General features: G+C 70.4%; 9 protein-coding genes and 1 pseudogene. 4 read left to right on the top strand and 6 right to left on the bottom strand.

Features of this window, described 5'->3' with window-relative positions; all coding sequences use genetic code 11:
• On the top strand, positions 1–598 hold a 598-nt coding region (locus tag AB0N76_RS37850), incomplete at its 5' end, for a hypothetical protein (protein ID WP_363565354.1).
• Positions 599–641: 43 nt separating this feature from the next.
• Here AB0N76_RS37850 and AB0N76_RS37845 read toward each other — a convergent pair.
• Entirely contained in the window at positions 642–1370 is a 729-nt protein-coding gene (locus AB0N76_RS37845; RefSeq protein WP_363565352.1) for a Tellurium resistance, read from the bottom strand.
• Between the two features lie 367 nt (positions 1371–1737).
• On the opposite strand from AB0N76_RS37845, the gene AB0N76_RS37840 reads away from it, so the two are divergent.
• The gene (locus tag AB0N76_RS37840; protein ID WP_363565350.1) at positions 1738–2865 is read left to right on the top strand and encodes a DUF2637 domain-containing protein; all 1128 of its coding nucleotides are present in this window, start codon (positions 1738–1740) and stop codon (positions 2863–2865) included.
• 92 nt (positions 2866–2957) lie between these two features.
• Here the strand turns inward: AB0N76_RS37840 and AB0N76_RS37835 are convergent, their stop codons facing one another.
• The 5 genes from AB0N76_RS37835 to AB0N76_RS37815 all read right to left on the bottom strand — a co-directional run bounded on the left by AB0N76_RS37835 (position 2958) and on the right by AB0N76_RS37815 (position 6888).
• The gene (locus AB0N76_RS37835; protein WP_363565348.1) at positions 2958–4064 is read right to left on the bottom strand and encodes a DUF475 domain-containing protein; all 1107 of its coding nucleotides are present in this window, start codon (positions 4062–4064) and stop codon (positions 2958–2960) included.
• Positions 4065–4108: 44 nt separating this feature from the next.
• Positions 4109–4684 (bottom strand): TerD family protein, encoded by a 576-nt coding sequence (locus AB0N76_RS37830; RefSeq protein WP_363565346.1) that lies wholly within the window; start codon positions 4682–4684, stop codon positions 4109–4111.
• A gap of 231 nt (positions 4685–4915) precedes the next feature.
• Positions 4916–5491: a TerD family protein gene (locus AB0N76_RS37825; protein ID WP_363565344.1), complete on the bottom strand. Its 576-nt coding sequence runs from the start codon at positions 5489–5491 to the stop codon at positions 4916–4918.
• Positions 5492–5663: 172 nt separating this feature from the next.
• The gene (locus AB0N76_RS37820; RefSeq protein WP_363565342.1) at positions 5664–6122 is read right to left on the bottom strand and encodes a peroxiredoxin; all 459 of its coding nucleotides are present in this window, start codon (positions 6120–6122) and stop codon (positions 5664–5666) included.
• A 328-nt stretch (positions 6123–6450) separates the two neighbouring features.
• A complete protein-coding gene (locus AB0N76_RS37815) occupies positions 6451–6888 on the bottom strand; it encodes a DUF3052 domain-containing protein (RefSeq protein WP_363565340.1) in 438 nt (145 codons plus the stop codon).
• Positions 6889–7405: 517 nt separating this feature from the next.
• On the opposite strand from AB0N76_RS37815, the gene aceE reads away from it, so the two are divergent.
• Entirely contained in the window at positions 7406–10156 is a 2751-nt protein-coding gene (gene aceE, locus AB0N76_RS37810; protein WP_363565338.1) for a pyruvate dehydrogenase (acetyl-transferring), homodimeric type, read from the top strand.
• A gap of 161 nt (positions 10157–10317) precedes the next feature.
• Positions 10318–10778 (top strand): annotated as a pseudogene (locus AB0N76_RS37805) (hypothetical protein); the annotation flags it as partial.

The following is a 10778-nucleotide window of genomic DNA, read 5'->3' as shown; positions in this document are numbered from 1 at the left end:
CCGTCTCCACCACCTCCTCCACCCGCCCCGCCGGCACGAACAGCACCCCGTCCGCGTCCGCGAACACCACGTCCTCGGCACTCACCAGGTGCGCCCCGAGCCGGGCACCTTCACCCTCGCCCCGGCCGTCCCGCAGCCCCCGGCCGTCACCCCGGCCGCCGCGGCCGCCACCGCCCCGGCACCGACCGGCGTCCCGGCCAACACGCCCCCGCCGCCGCTCAACCCGCCCGCGGTGCCGCCGACGGTCCCGCCGGCCCCGACCGCGCCGCCGGCCCGGCAGCCCGGCTACGGCTACCCCCCGCCGCAGCAGCCGGCCCAACAGCAGCCCCAGCCCCAGCCGCAACAGCCCCAGCAGGGCGGGTACGGCTACCCGCCGCCGACCCCGCGCCCCGGGTACGGCTACCCGCAACAGCAGCCCGCCGCCCAGGGGTACGGCTACCCGCCCCCGCAGCAGGGCGGCTACGGCTACCCGCCGCCGAACACCGCCCCGCAGCCCCAACAGCCGCCGCAACAGCAGCCGCAGCAGCCGGCCCAGCAGCAGGCCCCCGCCGAGGAGTTCGCCCTGCCCCCGCAGGGCCCGCAGTTCCAGCCCCGCTGAGCCCCGCGCCGCGGGCCCGCACCGCCGTGGGCCCGCGCCGGGCTCACTGCGGCTTGTAGCCGCGCTGCCACTGCATCCCGAAGCCGTACAAGCGGTCGATGTCCGCCTGGAATCCGTTGACGTACCGCACCTCGCGGCGGACCGTCAGCGTGTTGTCCCCGGCGTTCTCGATCAGCACCACCGCGCAGGAACGCGCCGCCGCGGCCCGCTCCTCCAGCTTGATCTCGATCCGCGGCCCGGACTGCGGCACGATCGTCACCACCGCGTTGGCCTGCTCGAACGCGGGCGTGCCGTCGTAGATGTAGACGAAGATCAGCAGCCGCTTGAACTGGTCCTTCTTCTCCAGGTTGACGTACATCGTCTCGCCGGACGGCGCCCCGTACTGGTCGTCGCCGCTGAGCTTGACGTACGGCGGGTGCTGGAGGTCGCCGAAGAAGCCGCCCAGCGGCTGCACCACACCCCGGCTGCCGTCGGCCAGTTCGTACATGCAGGCCAGGTCGAGGTCCACGTTGACCTGCGTGTTCTGGGCGCTGTCCGGCTCCATCGGGCGGAGGATGCGCGGGTTGAAGAACCGCCGCACGGCGTCGCCGCCGGTCGACCGCGGGGCTCCTATCCGGGTGGTCCAGTGCAGGTTGACGTAGAGGTAGCCGGTGGTCGCCGCCGCACCCGTGATCGCGTGGTGCGGCGAGGACTTGGTCAGGGTGACCTTGAACTGGCCGCCCGTGTCCAGGGTGTTCCGCTCCCCGCGCAGGTACTCCCAAATCGAGGCCATGCCGTCCTCCCCCAGCCCCGCCGGTCTGCTCCGGCGGTCCGCCGCTCCATGATCGGGCATCAACCCGCCCACCGGGTAGCCGAACTGCCCGCCGGACACCCGAAGTCCCCTACCCACCGCCGCTTCCCGGACACCGGGTGGACACCGGCGGGTCGATTGGCGGGGCGAAGCTCGCCTCCCGTACCATGCGGCCCCTTCGGACGCGATATCGTCTAGCCGCACAGGTGTCCCGCCGGTCCGTCCGGGCGTGGTCGGGCACACCCGTCCGACCACGACGCACCGTCAGGCCCGCTCCCGGGGACGGGCCCTGACGCACCTGTGTCGCACTGTGACCTGTCCCCTGCGGAAACCCGAGGCCCGACCCGCAATGAACCTGACCTCCATACAGCTGGTCTGGACCGTCATCGGCGGCGTAGCCCTGCTGTTCACCGCCATCCTGGTGGCGACGCTGCGCTTCAAGAACAACACCAAGAAGCAGGAGCCCGGCGACTCCTGGGAGCGCAGCGAGGAGCGCCGCCGACGCAAGGAGATGATCTACGGGATCTCCTCCTACGTCCTGCTGTTCTGCTGCGCCGGCGTCGCGGCCGCGCTCTCCTTCCACGGCCTGGTCGGCTTCGGCAAGGAGAACCTCGGCCTGTCGAACGGCTGGGAGTACCTCGTCCCGTTCGGCCTGGACGGCGCCGCGATGTTCTGCTCGGTGCTCGCCGTCCGCGAGGCCAGCCACGGTGACGCGGCGCTCGGCTCGCGCCTGCTGGTCTGGGTGTTCGCGATCGCCTCGGCCTGGTTCAACTGGGTGCACGCGCCGCGCGGCATGGCGCACGACGGCGCCCCGGAGTTCTTCTCCGGCATGTCGATCTCAGCCGCGATCCTGTTCGACCGCGCGCTGAAGCAGACCCGCAAGGCCGCGCTGCGCGAGCAGGGCCTGGTGCCGCGCCCGCTGCCGCAGATCCGCATCGTCCGCTGGCTGCGCGCGCCCCGCGAGACCTACGCCGCCTGGTCGCTGATGCTGCTGGAGAACGTGCGCAGCCTGGACGAGGCGGTCGAGGAGGTGCGCGAGGAGCGCCAGGCGAAGCTGGACGCCAAGGTGCGCGCCCGCAGCGCCGACCGCCGCGAGCGCGCCGAGCTGAAGGCCATCTCCCGCCAGGGCGGTGTGCTCTCCCGGAACCGCGGCGGTCGCCAGGTTCCCGCCCTCGCCGCCGCCGGAGACGGCCCGAGCGCTACGGAGCCTGCCCTAGCCGCCGAGGCAGACGCTCTCCCCCTCGGCACCACCACCGGCAGCAGCACCTCCGCGCTGAGCGCCCTGGACGCCTCCCGCCGCCCCCGCGCCGCGGTCGGCAGCACGTCCTCGTCCTCCTCGTCATCCGCGTCCTCGTCCTACCGCAGCTCGTCGACCATCGACCTGACCGCGGACGACGACACCCTCTCGATGCCCAAGCTGGACTCGCTGGACTCCCTGGAGCGCAAGCTGCGCGCCATCGAGCAGCAGCTCGGCTGAGCTTCAGCCCCGCCCCTGCCCCGCAGCAGGACCGGAAAACGCCGAACGGCCGCCCCTCGACTCCGAGGGTGCGGCCGTTCGGCGTTCGCGGACTACTTGGCGGAGCCCACCAGTTCCCGTTCCCCGTCGCCCCCGCCGCCGGCGCCCTCGCGCCGGTTGCGCAGGATCGACGAGCCGAGGGCGAGGCCGATGAAGGCGACGCCGATCAGGCCGGTGACGATCTCCGGAATGTGGTACTCGATGCCGACCAGCAGGATCACCGCGAGCGCGCCGATCGCGTAGTGCGCGCCGTGCTCCAGGTAGACGTAGTCGTCCAGGGTGCCCTTGCGGACCAGGAAGACGGTCAGCGAGCGGATGTACATCGCGCCGATGCCGAGGCCCAGGGTGATCTGGAAGATGTCGCTGGAGATGGCGAACGCGCCGACCACGCCGTCGAAGGAGAACGAGGCGTCCAGCACCTCCAGGTACATGAAGAGGAAGAACGCGGCCTTGCCGCCCACCTGGACGATGGACTTGCCGGCCTTCGCCGCCTTCTCCTCCTCCTCGGCCTCCTCCTCCAGGCCCGACTCGAAGATCGAGGAGAGCCCGTTGACGGTGAGGTAGGTGACCAGGCCGAGCACCCCGGCGAGCAGCACCGTCTCGGCGTGCTCACCGGCGAAGAAGTTGGACGCCAGCAGCAGCACGACCAGGGCGACGACCGAGGAGAAGGCCTCCAGCTTGCCGACCTTCTCCAGCGGGCGCTCGATCCAGGCCAGCCAGTTGTAGTCCTTCTCCTCGAAGATGAAGTCGAGGAAGATCATCAGCAGGAAGACGCCGCCGAAAGCCGCGATGGCCGGGTTGGCGGCCTCCAGGTACTGGCCGTACGTGGAGCCCTCGTAGGTCTTGTCGCTGTGCAGGGCGAGGTCGATGACCGTCGCCGGGTTGAGGTGCGCGGTGAGACCGACGACCAGCAGCGGGAAGATCAGCCGCATACCGAAGACGGCGATCAGCACGCCGATGGTGAGGAAGATCTTCTGCCAGTACGGGTTCATCCGCTTCAACACCGTGGCGTTGACCACCGCGTTGTCGAACGAGAGGGAGATCTCCAGGATGGAGAGGATCAGCACGATGCCGAATCCCTCCGCCCCCCAGAGCAGGCCGGCGGCGATCAACCCGATCACGGTGATCGCGAATGACCAGCCGAATGTGCGGAGGAACACGGGACTTGGTTACCTTTCGATGAAGGGCGCGAGGATCGCGGCCTTTACTGTACGTTTACGCCGAAATCGAGGGCAATGCCCCGCAGGCCCGAGGCGTAGCCCTGGCCCACCGCGCGGAACTTCCACTCGCCGGCGTACCGGTACAGCTCGCCGAAGATCATCGCGGTCTCGCTGGACGCGTCCTCGGTGAGGTCGTAGCGGGCGATCTCCTGACCGTCCAGCGAGTTGACCACCCGGATGTACGCGTTGCGGACCTGGCCGAAGTTCTGCGCCCGGTTCTCGGCGTCGTAGATCGACACCGGGAAAACCACCTTGTCGACCTGCGGCGGGACGAGCTCCAGGTTGACCAGCACGACCTCGTCGTCGCCGTCGCCGTCGCCGGTGAGGTTGTCGCCGGTGTGCTCGACCGAGCCCTCGGGGCTCTTGAGGTTGTTGTAGAAGACGAAGTACTCGTCACCGAGCACGCGGCCGCCCGAGCAGAGCAGCGCGCTCGCGTCGAGGTCGAAGGGCGCGCCGGTCGTCGACCGGGCGTCCCAACCGAGGCCGATCTGCACCTGCGTCAGGTTCGGCGCGGCCTTCGTCAGCGAGACGTTCCCACCCTTGGCGAGCGTGACACTCATATGGCTGTCCTTCCTCCCTTTGCCTCCCGGGGCGCATCCCAGGTCTATTCCCCCGCGACCCCGGCCGGCCGCTTCCGGCCGACTGAACTTTCCTGAACTCCCATCCTCCCAGTGCGGCCGACCCGTTCGAACCCGGGGCGACGAAAACGGCCGGGGCGGCCGCCGACGCACTCGCGTCCGCGGCCGCCCCGGCCGTCACTGCTCACCGGGCCGTCACCGGCCCCGCCCGACTCAGACGTTGACGCCGAAGTCCTGGGCGATACCGCGCAGGCCGGAGGCGTAGCCCTGGCCGATCGCGCGGAACTTCCACTCGGCGCCGTTGCGGTACAGCTCGCCGAAGACCATCGCGGTCTCGGTCGAGGCGTCCTCGGAGAGGTCGTACCGGGCCAGCTCCTTGTTGTCCGCCTGGTTCACCACGCGGATGAACGCGTTGCGGACCTGGCCGAAGTTCTGCGTCCGGTTCTCGGCGTCGTAGATGGACACCGGGAAGACGATCTTCTGCACGTCGGCCGGCACGGCGGCCAGGTTGACCTTGATCGCCTCGTCGTCGCCCTCGCCCTCACCGGTGAGGTTGTCGCCGGTGTGCTCGACGGAGCCGTCGGGGCTCTTGAGGTTGTTGAAGAAGACGAAGTTGCCGTCCTTGTCGACCCTGCCCTGGTCGTTGCAGAGCAGGGCGCTGGCGTCCAGGTCGAAATCCGTGCCCGTGGTGGTGCGGACGTCCCAGCCAAGGCCGACGACCACGGCGGTCAGGCCGGGGGCCTCCTTGGTGAGCGAGACATTTCCGCCCTTGCTCAGGCTGACACCCACTTGTCCTCCAAGAATCGGGAGGCACGCGTCGGTGCCCCCGTGGTGCGGTCCAGGGCTCCGGCGGCGATCCGCCCGGTGCCTCTGACCAGCCAACGGACCGATCGTAGTGCGGGGTTCCCGTCCGCGCCGGGGAACCGGCCCGACGCGGACGGGCGGGGGTGCCGCGGGCGGCTCAGAGCGCGCCGAGGACCCGCAGGTACTCCTGCTCGTCACGGGCGTCCGGCAGGCCGTTCACGACGCTCCAGCGGACCACGCCGGCCTTGTCGATCACGAAGGTGCCGCGGACGGAGCAGCCCTTCTCCTCGTCGAAGACGCCGTAGGCGCGGGAGACCTCGCCGTGCGGCCAGAAGTCGGAGAGCAGCGGGAAGTCCAGGCCCTCCTGGTCGGCGAAGATCCGCTGGCTGAACGGCGAGTCGTTGGACAGGCCGAGCACCTGCACCTCGTCGTTCTGCAGGCTCGGCAGCTCCTTCTGGATCGCGCAGACCTCGCCGGTGCAGACGCCGGTGAACGCGAACGGGTAGAAGACCAGGACGACGTTCTTCTCGCCCCGGAAGTCGGAGAGCTTGACCAGCTCGCCGTGCTGGTTCTTCAGCTCGAAGTCGGGAGCCTCGGTGCCGATCTCGATGGCCATGCGGGGACCTCTCTCACGCGACGCGACGGGGCCGCGCGGGGACGCGGCGAGCGCCATCCTCGCATCCGCCGGGACCGGTTCGGCCGGACGGGTGAGTGCTGCGCCGTCCGGGGCCACCGCTTTCGCCCTGGGCGAACGGTTCGGCCGCCGGAGTGTCCACTGGGCCGCCGGAGTGTCCACTGGGCCACCGGAGTGTCCGTTCGGGCGGCGGAGGGCGGCGGGAGGCCGCGGAAGGCCGCGGAAGGCGACCGGCAGGTGGCGGAAAAGCCGCCGGGCCCCGCCGGAGGTGCTCCGGCGGGGCCCGGTCCGGGCCGTCAGACGGCGGTGCTCAGCGCTTGGCCGGCTTGGCGGTCGACTTGGTCGCCAGGCGGGTCGCGGCCCAGTCCTTGGCCACCGCGATCGAGCTGGTCTGGGAGAGACCGGCGGTCTTCGCCGCGTCGGCGATGTCCGAGGCCTCGATGTGCCCGTCCCGGCCCGTCTTCGGCGTCAGCAGCCAGATCAGGCCGCCCTCCGCCAGGTATTCCAGGGCGTCGACGAGGGCGTCGGTGAGATCCCCGTCGTCGTCGCGGTGCCACAGCAGGACGGCGTCGGCGACGTCGTCGTAGTCCTCGTCGACGAGATCCGTACCGGTGATCTCCTCGATGCCCTCGCGGAGATCCAGGTCAGTGTCTTCGTCGTACCCCAGCTCCTGGACGATCTGGCCCTCTTCGAAGCCGAGACGGGTTGCCGGGTTGGACTTGTCCGCGGGGTCCGCGGTCGCGCTCACGGGAATAACCTCCAGTATTCGGCTCGGCATCCATGCCGAGGCTGTGGCCGTAGTCCACACGGGCGCGGCGGTTCGCGCAAGTACCCGACCCCCGATCCCCTCCAAAGGTTGACGTGGCACAGGGGGACACGCCGGGCGGCGTGTCGGGAATCACACCGATTTGCCCTTCTCTGCACAGGACAAGGATGCTTCGGGTGGTCCTGGTCCACAGGTCGTACGCACGCCCGAGATGCGAACGGCATTCGGGTCCGCGCGTGCGCGGGCGTAGAGTCTCCTGTTGGCCCTCACCCCGGCCGTCCGCCATCGGACGGGCGGGCAACCAGGTCGGACCACCTCTGTTCGTAACACCCGGGGGTGCGCGGCCCGGACGACGCTGTCCGAACCGCACACCTCCAGACCGCTCCTTCTGTCAGGGAGAGCGGTTACCGATCGGTAGAGATGACGGATCTCCGAGCGCGGTAGCACGATGGAGGCGGCGCGACACACCTCTAGTTTCGACCGACAGTGAAGGAACAGCGTGGCTTCCGGATCCGATCGCAACCCGATCATCATTGGCGGCCTTCCGAGTCAGGTCCCGGACTTCGATCCCGAGGAGACCGCGGAATGGCTGGAGTCGCTCGATGCGGCCATCGACGAGCGGGGGCGTGAGCGCGCCCGTTACCTGATGCTGCGGCTGATCGAGCGCGCCCGCGAGAAGCGTGTCGCCGTGCCCGAGATGCGCAGCACGGACTACGTCAACACCATCGCCACCAAGGACGAGCCGTTCTTCCCCGGCAACGAGGAGATCGAACGCAAGATCCTCAACGCGACCCGCTGGAACGCCGCGGTGATGGTCTCCCGGGCGCAGCGCCCGGGCATCGGCGTGGGTGGCCACATCGCCACCTTCGCCTCCTCCGCGTCGCTCTACGACGTGGGCTTCAACTACTTCTTCCGCGGCAAGGACGCCGAGGGCGAGTCCGGCGACCAGATCTTCTTCCAGGGCCACGCCTCCCCCGGCATCTACGCCCGCGCCTTCCTGCTGGACCGGCTCACCGAGCAGCAGCTCGACGCCTTCCGCCAGGAGAAGTCGAAGGCCCCGTACGGCCTCTCCAGCTACCCGCACCCGCGGCTGATGCCGGACTTCTGGGAGTTCCCGACCGTCTCGATGGGCCTCGGCCCGCTCGGCGCGATCTACCAGGCCCGGATGAACCGCTACCTGCAGCACCGCGGCATCAAGGACACCTCCGACTCGCAGGTCTACGCCTTCCTCGGCGACGGCGAGATGGACGAGCCCGAGTCGCTCGGCCAGCTGTCGCTGGCCGCCCGCGAGGGCCTGGACAACCTGACCTTCGTGGTCAACTGCAACCTGCAGCGCCTCGACGGCCCGGTCCGCGGCAACGGCAAGATCATCCAGGAGCTGGAGTCGCAGTTCCGCGGCGCCGGCTGGAACGTGATCAAGCTCGTCTGGGACCGCAGCTGGGACCCGCTGCTCGCGCAGGACCGCGACGGCGTCCTGGTGAACAAGCTGAACACCACGGTCGACGGCCAGTTCCAGACCTACGCGACCGAGACCGGCGCGTACATCCGCGAGAACTTCTTCGGCGGTGACCTGCGCCTGCGCAAGATGGTCGAGAACATGACCGACCAGCAGATCCAGCACCTGGGTCGCGGCGGCCACGACCACGCCAAGGTCTACGCGGCGTTCAAGGCGGCCCGCGAGCACAAGGGCCAGCCGACCGTCATCCTCGCCCAGACCGTCAAGGGCTGGACGCTGGGTCCCAACTTCGAGGGCCGCAACGCGACCCACCAGATGAAGAAGCTGACGGTCGAGGACCTCAAGCGCTTCCGTGACCGGCTGCACCTGCCGATCACCGACAAGCAGCTGGAAGAGGGCTACCCGCCCTACTACCACCCGGGTCGCGACTCGGAAGAGATCCAGTACATGCACGACCGCCGCAAGGAGCTGGGCGGCTACGTGCCGACCCGCAAGGTGCGGCCGCGTCAGCTGGAGCTGCCGGGCGACGACGCGTACAAGGCGGTCAAGAAGGGCTCGGGCAACCAGACCATCGCCACCACCATGGCGTTCGTCCGGGTGCTCAAGGACCTCATGCGGGACAAGGGCATCGGCAACCGCTTCGTGCCGATCGCCCCGGACGAGTACCGCACCTTCGGCATGGACTCGCTGTTCCCGTCGGCGAAGATCTACAACCCGCTCGGCCAGACCTACGAGTCGGTCGACCGCGAGCTGCTGCTGGCGTACAAGGAGTCGCCGACCGGGCAGATGCTGCACGACGGCATCTCCGAGGCCGGCTGCACCGCCTCGCTGATCGCCGCGGGTTCGTCCTACGCGACCCACGGCGAGCCGCTGATCCCGGTCTACGTCTTCTACTCGATGTTCGGGTTCCAGCGCACCGGCGACCAGTTCTGGCAGATGGCCGACCAGCTGGCCCGCGGCTTCGTGATCGGCGCCACCGCCGGCCGCACCACCCTGACCGGTGAGGGCCTGCAGCACGCCGACGGGCACTCGCACCTGCTGGCCTCGACCAACCCGGGCGTCGTCGCGTACGACCCCGCGTACGGCTTCGAGATCGCGCACATCGTCCAGGACGGCCTGCGGCGGATGTACGGCTCGTCGGCGGAGTTCCCGCACGGCGAGGACGTCTTCTACTACATGACGGTCTACAACGAGCCGATCAAGATGCCGGCCGAGCCGGAGAACGTCGACGTCGAGGGCATCCTCAAGGGTCTGCACCGGTACGCGCCCGGCACCGCAGGCCAGATCCCGGCCCAGATCCTCGCGTCCGGCGTGGCCGTGCCGTGGGCCCTGGAGGCCCAGCGGATCCTCGCCGAGGAGTGGAACGTCAAGGCCGACGTCTGGTCCGCGACCTCCTGGAACGAGCTGCGCCGCGACGCGGTGGAGGCCGAGGAGTTCAACCTGCTGCACCCCGAGGAGCAGCAGCGCGTCCCGTACGTCACCCAGAAGCTCCAGGGTGCCGAGGGCCCGTTCGTCGCCGTCTCCGACTGGATGCGCGCGGTGCCGGACCAGATCTCCCGCTGGGTGCCGGGCCAGTACCAGTCGCTGGGCGCCGACGGCTTCGGCTTCGCCGACACCCGTGGCGCGGCCCGTCGCTACTTCCACATCGACGCGCAGTCGGTCGTGCTGGGCGTGCTCACCGAGCTGGCCAAGCAGGGCAAGATCGACCGCAGCGCGCTGAAGGACGCGATCGACCGCTACCAGCTGCTGGACGTGGCGGCGGCCGACCCGGGCTCCGCCGGCGGCGAGGCCTGAGCCTCCTGACGGTCCACCGAGGGGCCGGTCCCCCCGCCACGCGCGGGAGGGCCGGCCCCTCGCCGTTGCGGCCCTCAAGTCCGGCTCCGGCTGCCTCTTAACCTTCCCGAGAGTCGCCCTTAAGGTGGGACCAAGGGTGGCGAGGGGAGGGGGCCGGTTCCGTGCGTGCGCCGAGAACGGGGGCCTTCCCCGTCGCGGTCCTGGTCGGGCTGACCGCCGGGGGCCTGATCTGGCAGTTGCTGCCGACGCCGGACGAGTTCGGCCGCCCGGCGCTCGCCCGGCCGTTCCCCGACCGGTCCGTGGTCGACCTGGTGCCGCTGCCGGTGCCCGCGCCGACGGCGCCGCCGACGGCGCCCGGGTCACCGGCGCTCCCGCCGGACGAGCCCGCGCCGCCCGCCGGTCCACCCGCGCCCGGCGGGTCGCTCAACCTCGAACTCACCGCCGCCGAGGTGCCGGTCGCGGCGCCCACCCCGTCGGCGCCCGCCGCGTCCGCCGCTCCCCCGCCGGCCGGGCCGCCCGTGGCCGCCGGGCCGTCCGGACGTCAACGGCATCTTGCACAGCCACGCGCCGTACACCCTGCTGTTCGGCGCCACCGACCTGCCGATGCGCCCGATCTCGCACG

It is taken from the genome of Kitasatospora sp. NPDC093806 (genome assembly GCF_040683335.1).
Classification (GTDB): domain Bacteria; phylum Actinomycetota; class Actinomycetes; order Streptomycetales; family Streptomycetaceae; genus Kitasatospora.
The sequence above is the reverse complement of the archived record's forward strand: the minus strand, read 5'-3'. Positions and strand labels throughout refer to the sequence as shown.